We start from the raw sequence: 23,274 nt of genomic DNA, 5'->3' as shown, positions 1-23,274 counted from the left end.
GCCCTCGGCCGGGTGCTGCCGCACATAGAGAACAGCGGCCGATACGCCCCGTTAGCGCGAACTGCTCGTAGTCGGACGTGGGAATTCCGTAGCCCCTGATCAGGAAATGGGTGGGAGAAAATGAGTTCGCACAAGGGTGGATTATTGTTAGCTACCGACAGTTTTCGACCCAGACGAACAACACCGGGAAATGTGAGACCGTACACCGCGCCCGCGGCCGCGTACTGCAGGAAAGCGCGCGAGAGCGTCGCAGCAGGCGTTTGATGCATCGACGAGAGGGGCCTGTTGCGTCACGGCCCAAGTCATCGCACGGCCGGTGGTTCCGCGTCGGTCGGGACGCCGGCCATGTACCGGAACAGTGCCAGCGCCCGGTTCGCCGTAGAGGCATCGTGCCCGCTCGCAATGGAACTGCTGGCTTGCCGGTCGATGCGCGCGAGAATATACAGCCCCCATACGTCGTTCGTCTGGCGCTGTGCGAACACCACCGTCTGCAGCGCAGCAGGCTGAAACAGTGTCAGTCCGAAGGCACGGACCGGCGACACATTTTCCTCGGCCAGCGCCATCCGCTGCGGGCTGTGCTCCAGCACCCGCATCCGGTACACCAGGGGGCCGGAGCGGCTGTCGCGCACCCAGAAGTACAAGGTTCGTCCGGCTTGCAGTTCCGACGGGCGGAAATCACCCCGCCGTTCCCCGCCCTCGGCGGGTCCGGCCAGCGCTGCGGCATCCAGGAACAAGGGACGCCACTTCTTGTCGGTCGTGGACCAGTAGCGCACGGTGCTCAGGGTGGAAACCGCCCCGGCACGTGCCAACAGCGTCTCGGGACCGCCGTCGACGCGGACCAGCCCTGCCAGCGCGACGACAACCCGGGAGCGGGACGCGGCAGGCCATCCGGTGCACGAGGACGGCCGCCACTCGCCCGCATCGAGCTCCTCAGCGCGCAGGATCGCCATCGCGGGTTGCGCGCCCAGCGACGCGTAGGCCGGCACCGGCGGTGTCCCGCACGGCGGCGTTGGCAACGGGGTTGCCACGGCGAAGCCGGCGGCAGCCGCCAGTGGCGCGCAGCGGGCGGCTGCCTTCAGGCAATACGAACCGCGAGGACGCGCAACGTTCATCTGGGCTTGCCTCCCAGCAGCGGCTCGGTCAGGAACTTGACGACGTAAATCGATGCGGCTCCGATGTTGAAATACCTCAGCGCGACGTAGCGGCGCATCAAGGGGCGAAAGATCCCAAAGCCTACATCAGAGATCGCCGGGGCAAGTCGTTCGTTCGCCGGCATCCCTTTGACGTTCAGGTCCTCGATAACCACCGCTTGGTTCTCGCGGCAGAGCTGAGTCGTGAGCTTGTGCATAAAATCCGCTCTGGCGTGCGCGATGCGTGGGCAGCCTTGCCAAGGATACAGCTGTCTTCATCTATTGACGACGGCGAAAACGATTCCTCGTTCGCCCGTCTGCAGTGGTCGAACGTGACGCCTCGTTGCGGGTCGACAGGCCTTGTAAAGCGGACGGGAACCTATAGTGCCTTCTCCCGCCCACAAGATAAAGTTGAAGTTTCTTATCGTGTGCATTACCGATCGTGCATGGATCGGTGTTAAAGCAAGCAGCCTTGCCTTGTCACCCTTGATGGACATACCGTTCCCAAGTGCATTTACTATGCTATGCCAAGTATCGTCAACGTGATGTCATCGATAACCAGAAAGTACGTTCTGGAAATACCATCCTTGCACTAATCGCTCAACGCCTTTAACCACGCGGGTTTCGACGCCCGAGCATCACTGCGGATCCGCTACAACCCGGCTCCCCTCTCCATCCCTTACGCGGTATCAGCTAGAGTTCCATCTGTGAAGCAAGTCCTATTGGAGAAGACATGCGCGACAACCTGATTCCCGTCATCGTGGGCCGGAAATGGCAAATTGCTAACGGGTACCATGCCGTTGAACTTCGAACAACGTCCAAATCGGCGCTTCCGCCGTTTAACAATGGGTCGTGCGTCACGCTCTGTCTGAATAGCGCTGGCGACAAGCAAAGAATTTATCCTTTGCTCGATGTTTCGTCCCTGTCCGATGGTTACGTGGTAGGCATGAGACAAGAGTGTGACGGCAGAACGGATAGTCTGCTAACCAGGTTTCCGTTGAATGAACGAGACGAAGTGTTTGTCGTCGGCACCCCAAAAAGCCCGCCGACAATTTTGGACGATCATGCGCGATCTATCCTTTTTTCTGGCGGAATAGGCACAGCATCGATCGCGGGAATCGCGAAGCGGCTTGCATGGGCGGGGCAAAGGTTCGAGGTGCACAACTTCGCCCGATCGGCCGACCGCGCAGTTCTTCGAGAAGAATTTGACGCGCTTCGAAGTCACGGTGAGGTTTATCACCATTTCGGCCTGTCCGATGATCTATTCGCGCAGAAGAGTTCCCACGCAATGAGTCCAACTCATGCCAACACACAGATTTACTGCAGCGGCCCCCCTGCTTTCATGGATCTCATTCAGCGCCAAGCCCGCGAATGGGTGTATGCAGCGAACGTCCATAAAATCGCCCTTGGCGACCAAAAGGCATGGTCAGCGGCAGTGCGACGGCACGGTAACTGAGGCGCGCTTTCCGCAACTGATGCACAATCGCTCGTCGGTCCCGCCCGCTCACGCCTATCTGGGGCTGTGGAATACTCGCGAGCCGCTTGGACGGTTCTAGAGCCGTGGGTTGACGTCATGCGCATCTGACCGGTGGCGACCCGGACGAGACATTCGACCTTCCAACTCACAGCCGTCAGCTCACAGGCGTGGAGCGGACATTTGGGAAATCAGCTTGGAGGACCTGTATCTTAGCCTTCGAGACGAACGTGAAGTGCACCTCTCGTTACTACAAACGAGCCACCCCAGAACCTGCGCCGGTCCTTTGCCATCCCCCTCCCATCGCCCGGAACAACGCAACCTGCCCCGGGAGCAGGCCGACCTGCTCCCTCACCAAAGACGTCGGCTTTCGAGCAGAGCCACGCGCGCCTGATCGATATTGATGCGCCCAATATCACCGACCTCGTACTGCCGCATGGTTTTCCTCAGTACTTCGCTACGCCGCGAAACCTCCTCGGTGCGTGCCGCATGCATTCAATATCGCGCACAACATGAGGGCAGCGATTTTCCAGCGGCACGCAAATGACGTACCGCTTGGGCTGTCCGAATACTGGTCGGAATCGGCGGGCGTTCATCGAGGCCCCTCTCTGATTGAAACTACGTTGCGCGAACGTGTTACGACGACCTGATTTAGCACCCCAAAGTACGTAGCCTCAACTACGGCGCCGGACATCTCCACGCGTAGATTCAGATCGAACGTCAGCGAAACCATGGATCTTGAATGCCAGTGTGTACTTTGCCCTCGATGCCCTAGTCAATTCCGGTCTCTTTCGCCTCATCCCATCGGCGCGCGAAGAAATGCGGTTTTCCCGCGGGCAGCATGATTTGCCTCGTCGTTCACCGGAACCGTGGGTCTGAAAGCGACGGCAAGTAGGTAAAAGGCGTGATTCATCGAACAGTCAGCTCCTCGACCATTCCGTAGGATGCACGGACTAACGCCATTGCTGAGGCGCAGAGGCGTATGCCAGTGCGAGCGGGAGCTGTTGACGAAGCCGCCTCGGCGTCGTGACATACGGGATGGCCATCTGCATCCGGGATTAATGGGCGGCCCAGCAGCTTACCCGCGCGGCCCCACCCAGCTCTCTTACAAATCGGCGTGACTGGCCGCTTACGCAGACAAAAAATCCGTACCCTCCTAGTTTTGCCGATTCCGAACTCTTGTCAATTTGGGTTTGCCCTTGAACCCCAGGACACGGTTTCACACTTGAGCCGGTGAACGGGTCTTGTGCCCGTCGTGTGTGTGAACTTCATCGTGAACGTCGTGGTATTGCCGCGCGTCGGTGCGTCGTACCTGGCAGCCTTGTTAAAGGAGTGATCAACCATTTCCCTCAGCAAAAAAGACGTTTACTTCGTCCAGTTCCGGGACTAGCTTGACCTGTAAGGAGGCCAGTGTCCCGGATTCATCTGGGTTGCCGCCGACGCTGCCGGGCCTGAGCGGGTTTACGACGCAACCCAATCGGGTCCATTTGATTAATCATGAATACAACTATCGGACTCCCATGACTTTCACTAGCGGAAAGTGGCATCTGAGATTTGTGCTGCTTCGCGTTTTGTTAACTACAGTATCGGTTACAAGAGCGGGCCTTTCATACGCCGCAGCACCGGCGGACGTATCGGTACCCACTGAAGAAATCTGCATGGCCAAAGGGATATATCCAATGACAGGCGAGGGCACGACCGTCTTCTCTCACGATAGGACCTGCTTTAGCCGCCCTGTAACTACCCCCTATGCCTGGGAGAAGAAAATCGCACGCGCGAAAAGAAGCGCCCCAGACACGTTCAGTGGAGCCCGAATCGTCCAATACGACTACCACGGCGCGCTGTACCATTGCACGAAGCGGCACATGCGACTGCCCACCATCGAAGAGTTGAAAGCGCTCTTCGCCTACACGAACGCTGATAACGGTACGGCTACGGCGAACAGATACGCGATCGTCGCGCAAGGAAACGATTCGCGCTATCCAGGTGGCCTTTATGGCTGGGGAGGCGCAAGCATGTATTGGTCACACACCTTCGCTGGCAATGGCGTCCACAAGGTGGTCAATCTAAGCAATGGTCGAGTAAGCATTTTCCACGATTCGCAGGTTGGCTACGTGTCGTGTGTACGCTGAGCGGACTCTCCGGGATTGATTCATTGCGAGGGATTACGAGCCTTTCCGGTGATCTTGCGGCCCACCGGACCAATCTCTCCCTTTCGATGCGAGTTCGCATACCGGTCACCAATCTGTTTGCGCCCATAGCGGGGATTTGCGTGGCGACCAACGGGTTCACGCTTACCCGTAAATGGGCAGCAGCAGAAACAGTTTGATGACGATCGCGTTCGCAATGTCGATAAAAAACGCGCCCACCATCGGCACGACCAGAAAGGCAAGATGGGATGGACCGAACCGATCCGTAATGGCCTGCATGTTGGCGATCGCGGTCGGCGTGGCCCCGAGGCCGAAACCGCAGTGTCCGGCGGCTAGCACCGCCGCGTCATAGTTGCGCCCCATGACCCGAAAGGTGACGAAAATCGCGTAGGCGGCCATCGCTACCGCCTGCACCACCAGGATTGCGAGAAGCGGCAGTGCGAGGGAGGCGAGGTCCCCTAAACGAAGACTCATCAGTGCGATTGCGAGAAAGAGGCCGAGGCTGACATTGCCGAGCAGCGACACTGCGCGTTCGAAGACCTGATACCAACCGAGCGCGGCAAGTCCGTTGCGCAGAACGACGCCCACGAACAATACACACACGAACGCGGGTAGCTCGAAAGCCGTGCCGTTCAACCACGATGCAAGCGCCGACCCGACAGCGAGGCAAACCGCTATCAGCGCCACTGTTTCGATGACAGCGTCGACCGTGATCAGCCGGACAGCTTTGGGTTGCTCGAAACCGGTCGCGGCGTCCACATCGGATTCTTCTTCGGGGGCAAGGCTATAGCGCGTGATCAGGAAACGCGCGACCGGGCCGCCGATCAATCCCCCAAGTATCAAGCCGAACGTAGCACAGGCAATCGCAATCTCCGTTGCCGCTGCGAGGCCGTGACGCTCGGCAAACACCTTGGCCCACGCTGCGCCGGTGCCATGGCCGCCTGAGAGGGTCACCGACGCCCCGAGCAGGCCGAGAATGCGCTCCTGCCCCAACGCCCAGGCGAGGCCGATGCCGAGCGCGTCCTGCATCACGAGCAGGCCGACCACGGCACCGAGAAAGACAATCAGCGAGCGCCCGCCCGCTTTCAGCCCCGCCAGATCTGCGTTAAGACCGATGGTGGCGAAGAAAGTCAGCATCAGCGGCGCCTGTAGCGCCGTGTCGAAACGTACGTCGATTCGCAAGACCCCGCGTAACGCGAAGGCCAGCAGCGCTACAAGCAGGCCGCCGACGACCGGCTCGGGGATGCTGTAAGTTCGCAGTATGCGCACGCGGGCAAGGATCTGCCGCCCGAGCAGAAGAACGAGGGAAGCCGCCATCAGCGTTTCCAACGTGTCGAGGCTCATGATGGTCTTCTGTACTTAAATGAATGGCTAGCTAATCCCGTTCGTTGAGGTTGTTCCAGAATGACCCCGCACGAACCGGAGAAGCAGATAGCCCATCACGCCCGATAGCATCGAGCCCACGATCACACCGAGCCGGACAGGTGTGAAATATTCGGGTCCTTCGAAAGCAAGGGAGCCGATGAACAGACTCATGGTGAAGCCGACACCACACAGTGCAGCGATGCCAACCAACTGAGGCCAGTTAGCGCCCTCGGGTAGCCTAGCCAGACCGAGCCCAACCAGCGCGGCACTCGCCCCGCAAACGCCGACGAGCTTTCCGACGAACAGACCTGCGGCGATGCCAAGCGGCAGCGGCTCGGCCAGCGCCGTGAATGTCACGCCAGCGAACGAGACGCCGGCATTGGCAAAAGCAAAGATCGGCAAAACGGCGAAGGCCACCCAGCGGTGCAGTCCATGTTCCAGCTGATGAAGCGGAGCGTCGCCTTGCGCGTTCTTCGTCCTCAACGGCACGGCGAAAGCGAGCGCAACGCCCGCGAGCGTGGCGTGGACGCCGGACTTCAGCACGCATACCCACAAAATCACGCCGACAATAACGTAAGGTGCAATTCGTGTGATTTTGAACAGGTTCAAGGCAATCAACACTGTGATTGCCACGGCCGCGAAAAGTAGCATCGGGATGGAAAGATCGGCTGTGTAAAACAGCGCGATGATAACGATCGCGCCCAGATCGTCGGCGATCGCCACTGCGGTGAGGAATATTTTCAGCGACACCGGCACCCGCTTGCCGAGCAGCGAAAGAATGCCGAGCGCAAATGCAATGTCCGTGGCCGTGGGAATGGCCCAGCCATTCAAGGCCGCGCCATGTCCGCGGTTGATAAGGAAATAGATGAGTGCAGGCATTACCATTCCGCCAACCCCGGCCGCTACCGGCAGCACGATCTGTGCGGGAGTGGAAAGCTCTCCTTCAATGACCTCGCGTTTGACCTCCAGTCCGACCAGGAGAAAGAAAACGGCCATCAATCCATCGTTGACCCACAGTAGCAGCGGCTTCGCGATGATTAGCGATCCAAATCGCACCTCCACGGGGATCTTCAGCAGATCGTCGTAGGCGTGTCGAAGCGGTGAGTTGCTGCAGATCAACGCGAGAACTGCGGCTGCCATGAGCAGCATTCCGCCCGCCGATTCCAGTTTGAGGAACGTGGAGATTCCATCGGTCGTCTTGCGAAACGCACTGTCGATCACGACGCCCGCCCGTTGTCAGCGCATCAACTCATGAAGGTATCTGAGTTTCCCGGCCGGCTTTAGTGGCATGAGACGGTCCCGGTTGGCGCCTACTCAGGACAAGCGCGGGCGCCACCTTCATTATTCAGACCAGAAATTCGACAATCCCACCATCTAAGTGGTACATCGCTCCAACAATTTTTACTTTTCCTTCCTTCTCCATCGGGGCCAGCACGCTACTGCCATTCCGTATTGCGTCGATCGTGCGTCGAACATTGGTTTGCGCCACCGCATCGACAAATTCATAATTTTTACTGCTTCTCTCACCGGCGTACTGCGTTTCATCCACAGCCGGTCTGATCTTGGCCAGGAGACCGGTCAGGTTTCCCAGTTCAACATGATCGATGGCGCCCTTGATGGCCCCGCATCCGGTGTGTCCCATAACTATTACAACTTTAGCCCCGGCCGCCGCACAAGCAAACTCCAGGCTTCCAAGGAGGTCATCATTAGCGATATTGCCCGCGATACGGGCGTTAAAAGTATCGCCAATTCTAGTGTCGAGGAGGATTTCGGCCGGAGCCCGGGAGTCGATGCAACTCAAGATCACAGCCGCCGGATATTGCCCGCCGGCAGTAGCCCTCTTCTGGGCCAGATAATCGTGAGCCAACATCTTCCCCGAACGGAAACGTCTGTTTCCTTGCTTGAAGTTCTCGATAATCTGGTCTGGTGTCAACTTATCTCGTTCAGACTTCGATAGCGCCTCCGCATAAGCCGATTCAACGCCTCCCATGCTTCCCGCCAGCCCAGCGGCTGCGACGCTCAGCGCAGTCTTAAGTACGGCACGTCTTCCGACGTTGGAGGCGTCGCCCGGACAACAAACAGCTCTTACGTGCATGTCACTCTCCATAGACAATTGCCCGCGATCATTGTTGCGACGTGAGGTTAAACAACACAACGCGCGGTCCGCGCGATGTCGCCCGGTATTCGGCTGTGCCGCGACTGATTCTGGAGCAACCCAAAACACATGATATTTTTGGTGAAACTCACACGCTATTGGACTTTGGTCCTATATATGGAGGCGTGCCACCGCTCGTCGCGTGCAGCGAAAATCACCGATACCTGACGGCGATGGCTGTGTATCATCAAAGCATATTCGACGCTTTCAGCGCGGTCGTTACGCTGCTCGCGGTGGATGGCCTGACACATCGCGAAAGCTATTGCGACACTGTGATGTTAGGTATTGTTGGCGCGCTCGTGGCGCTCGTCATAGTGATCGCAACCAGTTCGGTCGCAGGACCGTTCCATGTTGAGGTTGTTCGCACCGCTATCTGTCAATCTCGATCGGCCCGGCGGGATGCAATGTCTGCTCGCATTTTTGCCCGTCCCGACAGGCTGCGGACCCACAGCCACCCATCGCATGGGGCTTAACTCACCGAATCTCACAAGAGCCATAAAGATCATGCAAGCCGCACATGTGCTGTTGCCCGACGCGCTGGTAGTGCTCGCGATCGCGATCGCCTCCCGGGTGGGAGACTTCTGCTCCGAGGCAACGAACCGGCGTCTTACTTACCTCATCGCGCTCCTGTCGTCGGCCGCGGCGTGCGTGGGGTTCGCGATCCAATCATTCGACTCGCATCAATACTATTTCTTCTCGCGGATGATCGTGATCGATTCATTCGCCAGCGTGATGAAGGCGGCCGTGTCGCTTGGCTTCGCCGTCGCGCTCGTCTATTCGCGTAGATATCTCGAAGATCGCAACCTGTTCCGCGACGACGTGTTCCTGCTCAGCATGTTCTCGCTGCTCGGGCAGATGATCATGATCTCGGGCAACCACTTCCTGATGCTGTACCTCGGTCTCGAGCTGATGTCGCTGTCGCTGTACGCAATGATCGCGTTGCGCCGCGACGTCGCGCAAGCGAGCGAAGCGGCGATGAAGTACTACGTGCTTGGCGCACTGGCTACGGGTTTCCTACTGTACGGCATCTCGATGCTCTACGGCGCGACGGGCTCACTCGAACTGAACGAGGTACTGAAGGCGGTTGCTTTGGGACGCGTCAACGATGCCGTGCTGCTGTTTGGCGTGATTTTCATCGTCGCAGGCGTTGCATTCAAGATGGGCGCCGTGCCGTTCCATATGTGGGTGCCGGACGTCTATCAGGGCGCACCGACCGCGATGACGCTCTTCGTCGGCGGCGGTCCGAAGGTCGCGGCGTTCGCGTGGGGCCTGCGCTTCCTCGTGATGGGTCTGCTGCCGCTCGCAGTCGCCTGGCAGGGAATGCTCGTGATTCTGGCGGCGCTGTCGATGGTCGTCGGCAACATTACCGGCATCGTCCAGCCTAACGTCAAGCGGATGCTCGCGTACTCGGCCATTGCGAACATGGGGTTCGTGCTGCTGGGCCTGCTGGCGGGAGTTGTCGACGGCAAGACCGGAGGCGCGGCCAGCGCGTACGGTTCGGCGACGTTCTACAGCATCGTGTATCTCGTTACGACGACAGGCACGTTCGGCGTGATCATGCTGTTGGCGCGCCGCGATTTCGAAGCGGATACGCTCGAGGACTTCAAGGGCCTGAATCAACGTAGCCCGGTGTTCGCGTTCGTGATGATGGTGATGATGTTCTCGCTCGCCGGCATCCCGCCTACGGTCGGCTTCTACGCGAAGCTCGCCGTGCTCGAAGCGACGATGAATGCTGGCCTCACATGGCTCGCGGTGCTGGCCGTGATCACGTCGCTGGTCGGCGCGTTCTACTATCTGCGCATCGTCAAGCTGATGTACTTCGACGCACCGCAGGACACGACGCCGCTCTCGGCCGGCGTCGGCAACCGCACGCTGCTTGCGCTGAACGGCGTGGCCGTGCTGGTGCTCGGCATCGTTCCGGGTCCGCTGATGACGATCTGCCTGCAAGCGATCTCGCATACACTGCCGCGCTGAATTCGGTGGCAGGCTGACTCAGCTTCGATATGCGCGGACCTCGATCGCGCGGCGCGTTCCAGAAGATGGCGTCCAATCGCCCGGTACCCCCGGCGGCTTTGGCTGCTGACGAGTTTTGTCGGTGCTTGACAGTCAGCTAACTGGGGCAAAGGCGACGTTCAACAGAACGATTAAAGGAACGGACGAACGACCGTAGGTGGCCGGAGAATAGGGGTAGGAAACGGCGATCGCCGTCCCCTCCCTCCGAACCCGGTGTGCAGTTTTCCCGCGACGGGCTCTCCAGTCAGTTGTTACCACATCGGGATTGGCGCGCAAATCGAAGGGCCTCAGACATCGTGAACAGCCCAAGATTAGCGAAGAAGGCATTCGGCCATCGCGTGTGATCTCGAAGGCAGTGACCCTGCGCGGGACGATGAAGCTGTCGGCGCAGGATCGCTCGCAGACGGCGACGGACGAAGCCGTCGATGGACGAGAAGGTGTAACGGTGGGCATGCTGGAAATAGCTGAACCAGCCACGCAGGAGTGGATTGATCGAGGCAATGATGTCCGCGATCGAGTCACCCCGGTTACGCCTGGTCTGGGCCCGGATTTTATCCCGCAGTCCCGTGAGGCTTTTCTTGCGCACCCAACGTTGGCCCGCCTCGAACCGGTAGCCCAGAAACTCGAACCCATGACCCTCCAGCCGGCAATCCCCAACGTGGGTTTTGTCCGGATGCAGTGTCAGGCCGTTCGCATCCACCCAGGCCCGCATGCGAGAGAGCGCAGCTTCCGCTTCCTCACGTGTGCGGCATAACACCACGGCGTCATCCGCGTAGCGCACCATGACCAGCCCTGCCTGGCGCATTTCCACGTCAAGCTCGTGCAGGTACAGATTTGCCAACAGGGGGCTGACAACCGCCCCTTGAGGACTGCCGGAAGTCGGCGTCCAACGCGTCATGTCTTCCATGATGTCTTGCTTGAGAAAGTACTGGATGAGTTCCAGAACCCGGCCGTCCGCAATTCGTCCGGCCATTCTCGCAAGAAGGGGTAGGTGTGGAATCGAGTCAAAATAGCTTTGCAGGTCGGCATCGACCACCCAGCAGTAGCCCGCTTTCACATGCTGGTCTACTTCGCGCAGCGCATCCTTGCAGCCCAGGCCCGGGCGGAAGCCGTAGCTTCGCGGCTCGAACTCATGCTCAAAGATCGGCTCGATCACCAGCTTCAGGGCCGCCTGAACAACGCGGTCCTTCACAGCAGGTATACCGAGCGGACGACGTCCTTTACCTTTCGGTATGTAGACGCGTCGCACCGGCTGCGGGCGATAGCTTCCGTTCCGCAATGCATGCGCCAGTTCAGTGAGGTATCGGTCCTGCGCTTGCGCGAATCGCTTCACGCTCATGCGGTCCACTCCCGCCGCCCCGGCGTTCTTCTCGACCTGAGCCCATCCCAGCGCGAGCGTGTCCAGGCGAAACACCTTGTCAATCAGACTATGCCACTTGCCTCCTTTAACTCCGTTTTGTAGAGCAGCCAACATAGCGTCCGTCCAGATTGAAGCTGACGCGAATTTCCGCTGCACGCAGCTTCCCAGCGCGTCTGCATCTCGTCTAGTCGTTTCCGACACTGGCGATGCTTCGATCTTCATCTCTGCTTCCTTCCGGTCTTTTGCTATCAACTTTCCTGCCCCGCTTCCCTAGTGCGCCTTTTGCTCTGACGCAGGTCTCCACGACTTAACGCTGCCGTGTGCAGTACTATCGGGACTCTGACTCCTGCCAGCGTTCACCTCGCTGGCAAGTCTCCCCGCTTGCTTCGTGCCACCATCCCATCGTTCCGTCCTCAATCACGTGGTACACCACCGCACCGCTTTATCCGCCACGACAGCGTGCTGTGTTAATTCCAGGCTTCGCCACTTTCGTGCAGGCTCGCCGCCATACCCCGCCGAAACAGGTTCGTTAACCTACGGACCGACAGTTCGCTTCCGGTTACTCCCCACCCCGCCTCGCGACGACGCAGTTACCTTCAGCTACGGAGCTGTGGCCAACTCCGGCAGGGACTTTCACCCTGCAAATGGCACGCCATCACGGGCGTACACGAAACCGCTCGCGCGGTAGAGGGCTCCGGCCAGCGCGTGCGGTTCATGGGAGGTCCGCCGCGCGGTTCCGTATGTTGGCGAATGAGGCAACCCGCCTCGTTCTCCAGCAGGAGCCGAATCATGACCTCCCCACAGGCAAACGCCAGTCCACTGCGCCAGCGCATGACCGACGACATGCGCATGCGCGAGTTGTCGCCGAAGACGCAGGACATCTATCTGCGCATCGTGCGCGAATTTGCCCGGTTTCTCGGGCGCTCACCCGACACGGCCACCGTCGAGGACCTGCGGCGCTACCAGCTGCATCTCGTCGATCACGGCACGTCGCCCGTGTCCCTGAATCACGCCATTACCGGCCTGAAGTTCTTCTTCGAGGTTACGCTTGACCGGCCTGACCTGATGGTCAGGATGCACCCGGTGCGCGTGCCCCGCACACTGCCCGTCGTGCTCAGTCCCGATGAAGTGCGCCGCCTCATCGAGGCAGCCGGCAACCTCAAGCACCAGACCGCGCTATCGGTCGCCTACGGCGCAGGGCTGCGCGCAAGCGAAGTGGTGGCGCTGAAGGTCGCCGACATCGACAGCCAGCGCATGACGCTGCGCATCGAGCAGGGCAAGGGTCGCCGTGACCGTTACGCGATGCTCTCGCCAGTGCTGCTCGAGCGCCTGCGCGTCTGGTGGCACGTGGCCCGCGCCCAGGGCAGGATGCCCGACGGCGGATGGCTGTTCCCCGGGCTCGATCCCGTCGACCCGCTCAGCACGCGGCAGCTCAACCGCGCCATCCACGCCGCTGCCGAGGCCGCACACATCGACAAGCGCGTATCCATGCATACCTTGAGGCACAGTTTTGCGACACACCTGCTTGAACAGAAGGTGGATATCCGCGTGATCCAGGTGCTGCTCGGGCACGCGAAGCTGGAGAACACCGCGCTCTACGTCCAGGTGGCGACCGACCTGCTGCACGAGGTCACCAGTCCGCTGGACCGCCTGCCCTCCGAGTAAGCCCGCGCGCTGTAGCGCCTCATGCTGGAGGTTGCGGACATCTTCCGCAGTCACGGGCCAGCGTGGCGGGCAACGGCACACCTGAGCCTGGGGCAGCTGAAGGTCATGTCGGCCATCGAACAGTGCCGCACCGCGGCGCTGGGCGGGCATGTGCTGCGCTGTTCCGGCTGCGACCACATTGAGGTCGCGTACAACTCCTGCCGCAACCGGCACTGCATGAAGTGCCAGGCCAGTGCCGCACGCCGCTGGCTCGAGGCGCGCCAGGCTGACCTGCTGCCCGTGGAGTACTACCACGTGGTCTTCACGTTGCCCGCGCCAATCAGTGCGATTGCCTGGTACAACAAGGCGGTCATCTACGGGCTCCTGTTCGACATCGCCGCCGAAACCCTGCGTAACATCGCCGCAGATCCGCGACACCTGGGCGCACAGATCGGCGCCACGCTGGTGCTGCACACCTGGGGCTCAGCGCTCACGCATCATCCACACGTGCACGGTATCGTTCCCGGCGGTGGCCTGTCGCCCGATGGCGAGCGGTGGATCGCCTGCCGCCCCGGCTTCTTCCTGCCGGTGCGTGTGCTCTCGCGCCTGTTCCGCAGGCGCTTCCTCGAAGCACTCGCAGACGCACATCGACGCGGCCAGCTGCAGTTCTTCGGCGAGTACACGGGGCTTGCCAATGCGGCTGCCTTTGCGCGGTGGCTTGCGCCGCTGCGCACCTGCGAGTGGGTGGTCTACGCCAAGCGTCCCTTTGCAGGACCGCAAGCGGTACTCGAGTACCTCTCACGCTATACACACCGCGTCGCGATCTCCAACCAGCGCCTGGTCGCATTCGATGAACGCGGCGTCACCTTCCGCTGGAAGGACTACCGTGCAACGGGACGCACCCGCTACAAGACCATGACGCTCGAAGCCGGCGAGTTCATGCGCCGCTTTCTGCTGCACGTGCTGCCCGGCGGCTTCCATCGCATCCGCCACTACGGCCTGCTCGCCAACCCCGTGCGTCGCGCCAACCTCGCCAAGGTGCGTGGGTTGCTGCACGTCATGCCCGAGCTCACCATCCAGCCCGATCCGGAGATTGCCGTCGCTCCGGTCTTCGTCTGCCGGCACTGCGGTGCGCCAATGATCGTCATTGAGATACTGGAACGCACGGCGCCCATTCGCGCACCACCCATGCGACGAGGCGAGACATGAGCGTAACGCTTCCTGCACCTCCAACCCGACCGTCGGCTTTGCGGCAACGCGGCCTACGAGCGGACGTCTGCGCCTGTCGCCTCGCGCAGTCCCTCGCATGTCCGCTTCACCGCCACCATTGCGCCACTACACCGCTTCATCATTGCGTCAGCGCGCATCCAGAATCCCACCGCACCACGCATCCACCAACATTGCTGGCCATCCCGGCCTATCAATCGCCATAGCATCCAGCACTCCGACCGCATCGGAGCACTTCGCGGTTTCCTCCATCGAGGCTCGTTCGACGCCTGCCAGCGAAGCGCGGTCGCGCATTCACATTCCTGGGACGATGGCAGGCATCGAACAACCCTAAACGAACCCGGAAGTCTATCGGAAGCCCACGCGCAGCGCGCCCGACTCGCCTGGCGAACTTCCGTAGACGACCCACTTCGGCCGCTGGATCCCGCGCCGCCTTAACGGCAACTATGAGGGGTACAACGGCCACTCGTGTGATTGAACCGTTCGACGCTATTCTTGATCGGCCGTACCCGCCGTTCACGTCTTCCTGGCTACGGCCATTTCGCAATGTCTGCTTCCGAGCAACGGCGACCGGCACTTTCGACCCCACGGCGTCCGCCCACTCGCTTTCGCGAACTCTCATTCTGTCGGCAGAGCCGGACGCTCCGCCATGAACTCAACTTGGCTCGTCGCCCGCGCAGTTGACGGTCACGCTATCGGTGGTCCCGATCGAGTTCATGCATCTCGTCGGCGAAGCCCGGTTGTTCCGGGTGACCCAAACCGTGGCGATCCGCGCTTTCCTTTGCGACCTGGATCGCACTCCCGCAGCAGCGCTGAAAGCCAGCGCCAAATCGAGCGTCCTTTGCATTGGCGGCCGACGCAGCCATCTGACGGAGTTGTCGCATCTCGTTAACAGGATCCCCGGCTCCTCCTATTGGTCTCTGCATCGGAAAAATCAACAACGCACGCACCCGCGGAGCCTCAATCACATACACCTACTCGAACCTCTCGGATTGTATATAAACAAGTGCCCCAGATGACTTGTCAGTTTCGTGAGCGCGTCCATTACGACACGCGGCATTTCCTATTGAGAAAAGCCCTAAGACTGTTACCGTGTAGGCTGCCAATAACATCTTCGATCTGCATGCCGATTCGCTCTAAACTCCTTTCCCAAGGCCCACATAGAAGCGGACGTATGATTCGTCTTGCAGGATCGTACAAGTAAACCTACTCTTTTTTTGTTTTCGTCCATTCAGTGCGGTGACTGTTGCCGCTCTGTCGCAGGAACGCATTCACCGCATATCGGAATGCAAGCGACCTGATGATCGCTGCATCCATCAAGCCTGAAGTGACAGAAATTTGCTTCGATAGCAGAAGGGAGATCAGCATGACTGACCTTTTCAGGTTCATGGTTTTGCGCGCCCCAGATGCAACCAATAAGGGCAACACAATACAAATAGATGAATCCATTCCGAGTCCGTTGATAGACGATCTCAGGACCGCGAGGGCAAGTGCGTCTCCACGAGACAACATGATTGAAGTTGCCAAGAGGTACGTCGGTCAAAAACAGTTCGTCGCTACGCCTGATTCGCTGGTCTATGGAGGACAATACGTCAAGCTCATGGATGCCGTCCAGCATGCAGCCGTGTCGAGGTCCGACGCCGAAACAATCTCTAAGCTGACCCATGCCATTTTTCCGGATCTGAAACAGGTCATTGCCGACAAGCGCTTTCTCGATGACAAGCGTCGCGTCCACGAGAGCCTCGTCGCCCTGCAGGTCGCACCTTCCGAAGATAACGACACCTCCACGCCTCTGATCGATCTCAGTCGCGCCATCGACATACTGGAACGCGTCGCGGCGAATGACGCTTCCATCGGGCAGCCGGGCGCCGCCGTCAATGCAACGACGCGTATTGTCGTGCTTCCTCCCGGTGTATTTCCCGTCCCCTCTCCGCTTGTCGGCCAAGCACCTCAGGCCGGTGACCCGCCATCGTTCCAGTCTTCCCAGACATCCGAACAGGTTACTGCCCTTCGCAATGCAATCGCCGCAGTGAACGCAATGATCACCGCAAACACGCCCTCGCCAGTCTCATCGCAGGAGATGCCGGCGGTCCCGGACCGCAAACTCGCTCAATTGGCGAATGCGGAGGCGCGGACAGTGCCAAAGGATAAAGTGGCTACGCTCCAGACACGCTCACTCAAATCTGCGGGCGCGCAAATAGCTGAACGCATCCCGACCGTAGCCGGCGCCCAGGCACTAACACCTCAGGTGCAAAAGACGCTCTCCGACCTGCAGATCGATCTAACCAAAAGCTCGTTGATCTCCGTTTCCGAACAACTTAAGCAATTGTTGCAAGTAGTCGGCCTAGGCCCCCCCGCCCCCGACCCGTTCCACGAACCCGCTCCTCCGCTCGAATCCCTCGAGCAACCTCCAACTTTCCTCGCAGCCCCTCCCAATTCTCATGGCTCGGTGATGCCGGCCGGAATCGCCGATCTTCTTGTGGTGAGGGAACACGCGCTGCGGTACGAATCCGGAGAAATCGCCTTCGTCGAGAACGTTGCAGCAGGTGAATTGTTCAAGCGTCAGACCGTACGCAAGAACACCAGTCAAAACTCGACCCTGACCTCGATCTTCTCCGGCAGCCAGACAGAACGGGATCTACAGACGTCGGACCGCTTCAATCTGCAGCAGCAAGTGCAGAGCACAGCGAACCAGAGCACATCGGCCGGTGCCAACGCTTCCTCATACGGTCCCCTCGTGGACTCGGCCGACTCCTCCAGCCTGTCCACAGCGGCGACCTCGTCTACAGCAGCGGCCTCCGGCTATGCACAGGACATCACAAGCCGCGCCGTCAGCAACCTCGCCGCTTCACGCCAGACGGATGTATTTCAGCAGACCACTACAGAGTTCGACGAAACCGTGGAGCGCGGCGTCGACAACACGAAAGCCGGGTCTTCGCCGGAGATCGCCGTCTATCAATGGCTCGACAAAATCGTCCAGGCCAAAGTCTTCTCCTACGGCAAGCGAGCCCTGTACGATTTTGTGATTCCGGAGCCTGCCGTATTTCTCGCTTATTCCCGAAAATCCTCGCAACCCGCGCTTGCCCGTTTGCAGGAACCCACGCTCTTTGATCTTCAGCCCGACAAACTGTCGACTGACCCGAAGAGTGACTACTTCTACCAGCGCTGGGCAGCAGGCTACGGCGCGACCAATGTCCAACCGCCCCCTGAGCCAACAGTCACCGTCGCCAGAGCCTACGGCGACAAAGGCTCTAATCCGCAAGGCGACAGCGGCGACGTGCTCTTCAACGGGGTCGGGGCGAAGGACGTTATTGATGTCCCTGCCGGCTATCAGGCAGCCAAGGCTTACGTTTCCTTTGATTACTTTGGAGGCGCACCAAACATGGCGGTCGACGTCGTCGTCGGAGATGCGTACTTTGGTTTCAGCCAGCCCGCGACTCCCAATGATTCAAAAGATCTGGGCAGACATCAGGTCGGACAGATCCCCGTCAATATCTCTGTCTGGAACGCGGGCATCTTCACCGTCAACATAGAGATCGTATGCGAGCGTACCGACCAGAGCTTCGCACAGTGGAAGGCTCGGACGCACGATACCATTCTCCAGGCCTCACGCGACCGGCAGGCAGAGTACGAGGATCAGCTCCGCAAACTCACTGCGGATGTACAGATCAGGTACGCCGGCCAGAGCTCCGAAGAGAAACAGACCCTCATTCGTGCCGAGCTGGAAAAATCATGTGTGACCATTCTCTCCAACCAGCATTTCGATGTGCTCAATACCATCGAATACGCACCCTTTCCGACGGTCACCCCGCAACTCTTCCTCCCGAACTTCGACCCCGTCAGCCGTTACATTCGTTTCTTTGAGCAGGCATTCGAGTGGGACCAGATGCTTTACAAGTATCTTCCTTACTTCTGGGGAAGAAAGAAATACTGGAGCGACCGCATGCAACTGGATGACCAGGACAGCGAGTTTGCAGCCTTTCTCCGCGCGGGTGCCGCGCGCGTCACCGTGCCTGTTCGCAAGGGCTACGAGATTGTCGTCGCCGCTTTTATGAACAATGGCACCATCCCTTCCACTGCAGACATGCTTGCGGTCACTACAGGGCTCTACGTCCCATTTTTTGCAGAGTTGATGGGCCGAGATGGTGGTCCCGATACTGCCGTATCCTACGGTGATCCGCCGCTCGAGTGGGAGATTCGCGTCCCAACCACGTTGGTCAAATTGCGCACTAACAACACGCTTCCGCGCTGGAAGCAGATGGTGGATGCCGGGAATCACGTTACGTACGCACAGGACGTTCCAGGTGATCCGCTCACCCCCTGAGAGAGGGATGGATGTTAGCTACAGACGGGTATTCCAGGCCGACCACCCCCGGGTTGTCCGACCTTCAGCGAGAGTTGGAGCGCCGCAAACGCTGCTATCTCGAAACCATTCTCCGAGCCCAGTATCTGACTCATCGAGGCTGGGACAGCGGGTGGGCGGCGAGCGACAAGGCGCGGTTTGTCGAACCAGACCGCGCCTCCATCTGCGACGTTTTGCACTTCAGCCCGCCCCAACCCAAAGCGTGCAAGGACGTCACACGACGCCCCGTTGTCCCCGTAGCGCCGATCGACTCCATGTTTATCCGCATCGCCCGTCTCGCTGTTGTTGCCGCTGAACCCGAGCGGCAGCAGGAGGTGTTTGGCTGGGTGACACCGCCAAAGGACGACCCACTCGCACAGGCGAGGTTCGCTTTTTTGCAAGCGGTCTACTGGAGAGGCCCCGACCCGCACCAGCCAGTCGTGCCGGCCACCTTTCAGGAGTCGCTCGAGGAGGTATATACGCAGCAGGACACCGCGGACTTTCACGCCAACTACCTGTTGCGTTTGCTCTATTTGTATGGAGATACTCCGCGGCATCTGCGGACTGCCGATAATACCTGGCGGACCGTCGGCCGTTTGGGCCGCGATATTAACTTCCCGGGGCATGCCGAAGCCCTTGTGCGCACCAACCTGCTCGAATTCAAGTATTGGATGGACGAGCCCTTCTACGCCGACGACGACGACGGCCGTCTCCTGCGCAAGTGGCGCGCCAATCGTGCAACCCAGATCAAGTTTGCGAGGCCGAACAACAAGGACTTTACCCCGGAAGACCCGGAGAACGATACCTATCGCACTGAGATGACTTTCTGGTCGGAGAATCACCAGGTACTCTTCGCGACGGCCGAATATCTCGCCGGGCAGCTATGGCCGCAGACCATCTTCCGGGTCGGAAACTCGTTTCGCAAGGAGGGACCCGACAAAACCAGATCGACTGACTTGCTCGGATCGCAGCGGATGGATCGCGCCCGGCCGCGACTTCTGCGCTGGCTGAATGACCGCATGAGGTTTGGTTTCAGTGAGTGGAATTCACCCGGTTACTACGACGAAGATTTCACGGCTCTCTTCAATTTGGCGGACTTCTGCCTCGATCGCGAAATTCGAATACGTTCATGCATCGTCATCGATCTGCTCATCTTCGATCTCGCCCGCTTCACTCATCGCGGCAGCTTCGGCGTCAGTGCCGGCCGATGCTACTTCGAATCCAAAAACTGCGGCTATGAACAGTCTGTGGGCGACCTTATCGAGGTGCTCTTTGGGGCACGCGCCGGAGTTATCACGGAGCGGTCATCCACTTGTGCGGGGTCATTTGTATCTTCCACTGGCTATCAAGTTCCTGACGTTCTCATCGCTGTAGCACAGGATCGCGAAGCAACCTTCGTCGACCGTTCGCGCGTGTCGATCAACATGGACGAAGCGCCGAAGTATGGCGTGGGATACGACACTGACGAGGACGTGTGGTTCTGGTGGAGCCGCAACGGATATTTCGCGCCGCAGGTCATCAAGGCGTCGCTCGACATGGCCGTTAAATTCCATTTGATGAAGACGAGCCCGTTCACCGATGTCTTTCCCCAACTACTCCAAATCGCAGCGCTAGGGACAGACATCGAGCATCTCCACATCACCGCTCACGCTTCGAACCCGTCCTCGATCGATTCGACGCTGCTGGTCTCACTGGCCGGGCTGGGGTCGATCATCACCGAAGGCGCTGTGCTAAGCCGTGCAAATCTCTATACGTATCGGTCTCCTGCAGCTATGCTTTCGAGCGTTCAAAACTTTCACGCCGGACAGGTAGCCTTTCAGGTTCAAACCTGCCAAGCGACGCTAAGCCTCGATGCTGCCGTCTGGACGACCTACCCTGCTGCCGGCGATCTATTGAAAATCAGCGGCAAGCACGATGGTCCCAACTGGTGGACAGGAAGTTCGACGACACCTCGCGTCGTGCAGATGAAAAACGCTGCCATCATTGCGTATAAGCCGACCGACCTCCAACTGATTCTCTTTGGACACCGCACACACGCCTGGTTTCCGAAGGCCGCGTTCGATAAGGGGACCGTCATCCAGCGGACCAGCAATGCCAACACGGAAGATGGCTTGTGGACGTTTGGGCAGGTAGGCGATGGCTACGTCGGCCTTTTCTCCGCACATCGTCCCGACTGGACCACGACAGGACCGTGGACCGACAATGAGCTCATCGCTGAAGGTGCACGCAATGTTTTCATCCTTCAGATCGGCAGCAAATCTGATTTCGGAAGTTTCTCGGAGTTCGTGGACGCCGTCAGCCATGCCCGTATTCACATCGGGGGGCTGGCGCTCGTCACTGCCGGCGAAGTTGCCGGCGCCGGCGGGGGTTTGGTAGCGGGCGCAGCTCTCGGTGCGGAGGTGGCCGGGGTGCCGGGTGCGGTCGTCGGTGCCGTCGCTGGCGCCATCTACGGCGCCACGAAGACCGCTGAAGATTTTGAGTGCAGTTACGACGTCCCCGGCGCAGGACGACTTGAACTGCACTACGATGAACAGCAAGTACGAAGTCACGGACGGCAGTTCTCCGACGACAATTTTCCCAGGTTTGAAAATCCTTACGTCAAATGCGAGCGCGTCGGGTGGGGGCAGTCGTTCTACACCATCAAGCATGGAGGTCACTCCCTCACCCATGACTTTCGTGCCATTGAGAATGTTTCGCCCTCGAGCGATGTTGTGCGCCTGCTGGATGCCTCGGAGATCCGCGAGAGCAATTGCGATGCCGCTCCACGACCGTTCTATATCTTCGGTCACAACCCGAACTCCATTCCGGATGTGCTAGACGCGCTTAATGCAGGTGCCAATGCAATCGAGCCGGATGTCAACGTGTTCGAACATCGACAAAACACACTGTGCATCAGCGAAACTGGTCTCGTTGACACCGACAAAGGCGGAGACTCGGACGCGCCTACGCTCGCGCAGTATCTGGACGATCTCCATGCCGTTGTTCACGCATGGCCAGAACTCGCCTTCGTCGTCTTCGATTGCAAACCAAAAGTTGCCACCGGCGCGCACGGCGCTAGCCTGCTTTCGGAGATTAGGAAGCGGCTGACCTACGACAACCATCTCAACATCGTCATCTCCGTCAGCAGCCGTTCCGAGGCCGCCATCTTCGACGATATCAAAGGAATCCTCGGACCTCGCGAAGGATGCATGATTGACGAAGACAACGACCCGACCGCCGTCGCCTCGCTCTTCGTTGGGGCCGGCATAAGCAATCGCTGTTACGGCAATGGCAACAAATTCCAGAACCCGGTCACCAGCCCAAACCTGCGCCCGTCCATTGAGCTGGCCTGCGGTCTTAGGGCAGGCCGAAACTCGTTCCAGTTCATTTACGAGTGGACCAACAATGAGGAAGATCGGATGCGCGAGTTCATCCGGACAGGCGTGGACGGCATCATCACCGACGACGTCGCTGTTCTAAAGGCGGTCACGGAAGAAGATGAGTTCCAGACCGTCATCCGGTACGCTGTGCGCAAAGACAATCCGTTCACACCCACCAACGCAAACTACGTTCTTTCCGTCCATACAGGCGACGTCTATCTGGCAGGAACCTCTGCCAACATCACCTTTACCGTCAAAGGAACGCTCGGAACGATGAGCAAGATCGTTGATGCCAGTCTCGACGGAAGAATGGCCCGCGATGACTGGAACTTCGTCACCATCCAATCCCCCGATCTCGGCGAGTTACTGTCCATCACCGTGCAGCGCGACAATGAGGGCTCCGGCCCCGACTGGTATCTAGAACGCATCCTCGTCCAAAGTTATAAGTACGGTGTCTCCAGGCTGGCTGTGTTCAACCGGTGGATCGACACCACCGCACCTTTCAATCAGCGCCTAGAGTGACGCCCATAAGCGTTTAACCAATCCAAGCGTTGACTTGTGCGGCACCCTGGTTCAATTGTCGACGCCGTTCTCGCCGACGTCGGTTTGACTCGCATGCCGAAAATCGGTTTGGCCACCAGAGTGGATTGTGAATCGTTGCTACTGAAACCTTCTAATTGCCAGACGTGGTCAGTCAAATGCCGGCATGTGGGTTGATATTGTCGCGGCGGCAACGGGCATCCTGGCATTCACACTGAATTCGACTCCGTTGCTCATTGACGGTGAATGAGGCATACGACGCCACATCGCCATCGGACCTTCGGATTCTGTGCTTATTTTGATTGGGTTGTGCTGCTACAAAGGGGCGAGAGTGCCTGGTCCCTTCGCTAGGGAGCGGTCATTGCGAAAAGGCCGCGCCCGAGAGAGCGTGAATGGCCGGTATGGCCGATGAAGCAACGTTCAACCTGGCCGGGCGAACGGCCGTTTACTGGGCGGAGCCGTCATCTGGACGTCCGAGCAAGGGGTCAGGCAAATGACGCTTCATGGCCGAGGGT

Annotated in this window: 14 protein-coding genes; 7 read left to right on the top strand and 7 right to left on the bottom strand. The window is 59.3% G+C overall.

Annotated features, from left to right (window positions below):
• Positions 1 to 302 precede the first annotated feature (302 nt).
• Complete coding sequence (locus PQR42_RS44040; RefSeq protein ID WP_408495866.1) at positions 303 to 1,112, bottom strand: DUF6675 family protein; 810 nt, start codon at positions 1,110 to 1,112, stop codon at positions 303 to 305.
• The gene (locus PQR42_RS44035) at positions 1,109 to 1,348 is read right to left on the bottom strand and encodes a hypothetical protein (protein WP_408495864.1); all 240 of its coding nucleotides are present in this window, start codon (positions 1,346 to 1,348) and stop codon (positions 1,109 to 1,111) included. The genes PQR42_RS44040 and PQR42_RS44035 overlap by 4 nt, the downstream gene beginning before the upstream one ends.
• Before the next feature lie 515 nt (positions 1,349 to 1,863).
• On the opposite strand from PQR42_RS44035, the gene PQR42_RS44030 reads away from it, so the two are divergent.
• Together PQR42_RS44030 and PQR42_RS44025 are read left to right on the top strand one after the other, a co-directional pair.
• The gene (locus PQR42_RS44030) at positions 1,864 to 2,586 is read left to right on the top strand and encodes a ferredoxin reductase domain-containing protein (RefSeq protein ID WP_408495862.1); all 723 of its coding nucleotides are present in this window, start codon (positions 1,864 to 1,866) and stop codon (positions 2,584 to 2,586) included.
• Positions 2,587 to 4,469: 1,883 nt separating this feature from the next.
• Positions 4,470 to 4,736 (top strand): hypothetical protein, encoded by a 267-nt coding sequence (locus tag PQR42_RS44025; protein ID WP_408495860.1) that lies wholly within the window; start codon positions 4,470 to 4,472, stop codon positions 4,734 to 4,736.
• A gap of 162 nt (positions 4,737 to 4,898) precedes the next feature.
• Here PQR42_RS44025 and gltS read toward each other — a convergent pair whose 3' ends face one another.
• The 3 genes from gltS to PQR42_RS44010 all read right to left on the bottom strand — a co-directional run bounded on the left by gltS (position 4,899) and on the right by PQR42_RS44010 (position 8,214).
• Complete coding sequence (gene gltS / locus PQR42_RS44020; protein WP_408495858.1) at positions 4,899 to 6,098, bottom strand: sodium/glutamate symporter; 1,200 nt, start codon at positions 6,096 to 6,098, stop codon at positions 4,899 to 4,901.
• A 27-nt stretch (positions 6,099 to 6,125) separates the two neighbouring features.
• Positions 6,126 to 7,337, bottom strand: coding sequence for a Na+/H+ antiporter NhaA (gene nhaA / locus PQR42_RS44015; RefSeq protein ID WP_408495868.1), 1,212 nt, complete (start codon positions 7,335 to 7,337; stop codon positions 6,126 to 6,128).
• 127 nt (positions 7,338 to 7,464) lie between these two features.
• Positions 7,465 to 8,214 carry a carbonic anhydrase family protein gene (locus PQR42_RS44010; protein WP_408495856.1) on the bottom strand — a complete coding sequence of 250 codons (750 nt, stop codon included), beginning with the start codon at positions 8,212 to 8,214 and terminating at the stop codon, positions 7,465 to 7,467.
• Positions 8,215 to 8,778: 564 nt separating this feature from the next.
• Here PQR42_RS44010 and nuoN point away from each other — a divergent pair.
• Positions 8,779 to 10,248, top strand: a complete 1,470-nt coding sequence (gene nuoN, locus PQR42_RS44005) for an NADH-quinone oxidoreductase subunit NuoN (protein WP_408495854.1) — start codon at positions 8,779 to 8,781, stop codon at positions 10,246 to 10,248.
• Between the two features lie 283 nt (positions 10,249 to 10,531).
• On the opposite strand, the gene ltrA is transcribed toward nuoN, so the two are convergent.
• Positions 10,532 to 11,869, bottom strand: a complete 1,338-nt coding sequence (gene ltrA, locus PQR42_RS44000; protein ID WP_408495852.1) for a group II intron reverse transcriptase/maturase — start codon at positions 11,867 to 11,869, stop codon at positions 10,532 to 10,534.
• Positions 11,870 to 12,436: 567 nt separating this feature from the next.
• On the opposite strand from ltrA, the gene PQR42_RS43995 reads away from it, so the two are divergent.
• Together PQR42_RS43995 and PQR42_RS43990 are read left to right on the top strand one after the other, a co-directional pair.
• Entirely contained in the window at positions 12,437 to 13,312 is an 876-nt protein-coding gene (locus tag PQR42_RS43995; RefSeq protein ID WP_408495850.1) for a tyrosine-type recombinase/integrase, read from the top strand.
• A gap of 21 nt (positions 13,313 to 13,333) precedes the next feature.
• Positions 13,334 to 14,500: an IS91 family transposase gene (locus PQR42_RS43990; protein ID WP_408495848.1), complete on the top strand. Its 1,167-nt coding sequence runs from the start codon at positions 13,334 to 13,336 to the stop codon at positions 14,498 to 14,500.
• 1,224 nt (positions 14,501 to 15,724) lie between these two features.
• Here PQR42_RS43990 and PQR42_RS43985 read toward each other — a convergent pair.
• Complete coding sequence (locus PQR42_RS43985) at positions 15,725 to 15,967, bottom strand: hypothetical protein (protein ID WP_408495846.1); 243 nt, start codon at positions 15,965 to 15,967, stop codon at positions 15,725 to 15,727.
• A 61-nt stretch (positions 15,968 to 16,028) separates the two neighbouring features.
• Between PQR42_RS43985 and PQR42_RS43980 the strand changes: the two genes are divergently transcribed.
• Positions 16,029 to 18,842, top strand: a complete 2,814-nt coding sequence (locus PQR42_RS43980; protein WP_408495844.1) for a hypothetical protein — start codon at positions 16,029 to 16,031, stop codon at positions 18,840 to 18,842.
• A gap of 293 nt (positions 18,843 to 19,135) precedes the next feature.
• Entirely contained in the window at positions 19,136 to 22,741 is a 3,606-nt protein-coding gene (locus tag PQR42_RS43975) for a PLAT/LH2 domain-containing protein (protein WP_408495842.1), read from the top strand.
• The last annotated feature ends 533 nt before the right edge of the window (positions 22,742 to 23,274 follow it).

Origin of the sequence: Paraburkholderia sediminicola, assembly GCF_046027355.1 — a bacterium.
GTDB classification, from domain to species: Bacteria; Pseudomonadota; Gammaproteobacteria; order Burkholderiales; family Burkholderiaceae; genus Paraburkholderia; species Paraburkholderia sediminicola_B.
Note: the sequence above shows the minus strand (reverse complement) of the source record. Positions and strands in the feature narration are given on the sequence as shown.

Excerpts from the sequence above, each read along its gene's own strand:
- nuoN (WP_408495854.1), top strand. The coding sequence starts at position 8,779 with ATGCAAGCCGCACATGTGCTGTTGCCCGACGCGCTGGTAGTGCTCGCG.
- PQR42_RS43985 (WP_408495846.1), bottom strand. The coding sequence starts at position 15,967 with ATGGATTCATCTATTTGTATTGTGTTGCCCTTATTGGTTGCATCTGGG.
- PQR42_RS43980 (WP_408495844.1), top strand. The coding sequence starts at position 16,029 with ATGATTGAAGTTGCCAAGAGGTACGTCGGTCAAAAACAGTTCGTCGCT.
- PQR42_RS44030 (WP_408495862.1), top strand. The coding sequence starts at position 1,864 with ATGCGCGACAACCTGATTCCCGTCATCGTGGGCCGGAAATGGCAAATT.
- PQR42_RS44040 (WP_408495866.1), bottom strand. The coding sequence starts at position 1,112 with ATGAACGTTGCGCGTCCTCGCGGTTCGTATTGCCTGAAGGCAGCCGCC.
- ltrA (WP_408495852.1), bottom strand. The coding sequence starts at position 11,869 with ATGAAGATCGAAGCATCGCCAGTGTCGGAAACGACTAGACGAGATGCA.
- PQR42_RS43990 (WP_408495848.1), top strand. The coding sequence starts at position 13,334 with ATGCTGGAGGTTGCGGACATCTTCCGCAGTCACGGGCCAGCGTGGCGG.
- PQR42_RS43995 (WP_408495850.1), top strand. The coding sequence starts at position 12,437 with ATGACCTCCCCACAGGCAAACGCCAGTCCACTGCGCCAGCGCATGACC.
- PQR42_RS44025 (WP_408495860.1), top strand. The coding sequence starts at position 4,470 with ATGCGACTGCCCACCATCGAAGAGTTGAAAGCGCTCTTCGCCTACACG.
- gltS (WP_408495858.1), bottom strand. The coding sequence starts at position 6,098 with ATGAGCCTCGACACGTTGGAAACGCTGATGGCGGCTTCCCTCGTTCTT.
- PQR42_RS44035 (WP_408495864.1), bottom strand. The coding sequence starts at position 1,348 with ATGCACAAGCTCACGACTCAGCTCTGCCGCGAGAACCAAGCGGTGGTT.
- PQR42_RS44010 (WP_408495856.1), bottom strand. The coding sequence starts at position 8,214 with ATGCACGTAAGAGCTGTTTGTTGTCCGGGCGACGCCTCCAACGTCGGA.
- PQR42_RS43975 (WP_408495842.1), top strand. The coding sequence starts at position 19,136 with ATGTTTATCCGCATCGCCCGTCTCGCTGTTGTTGCCGCTGAACCCGAG.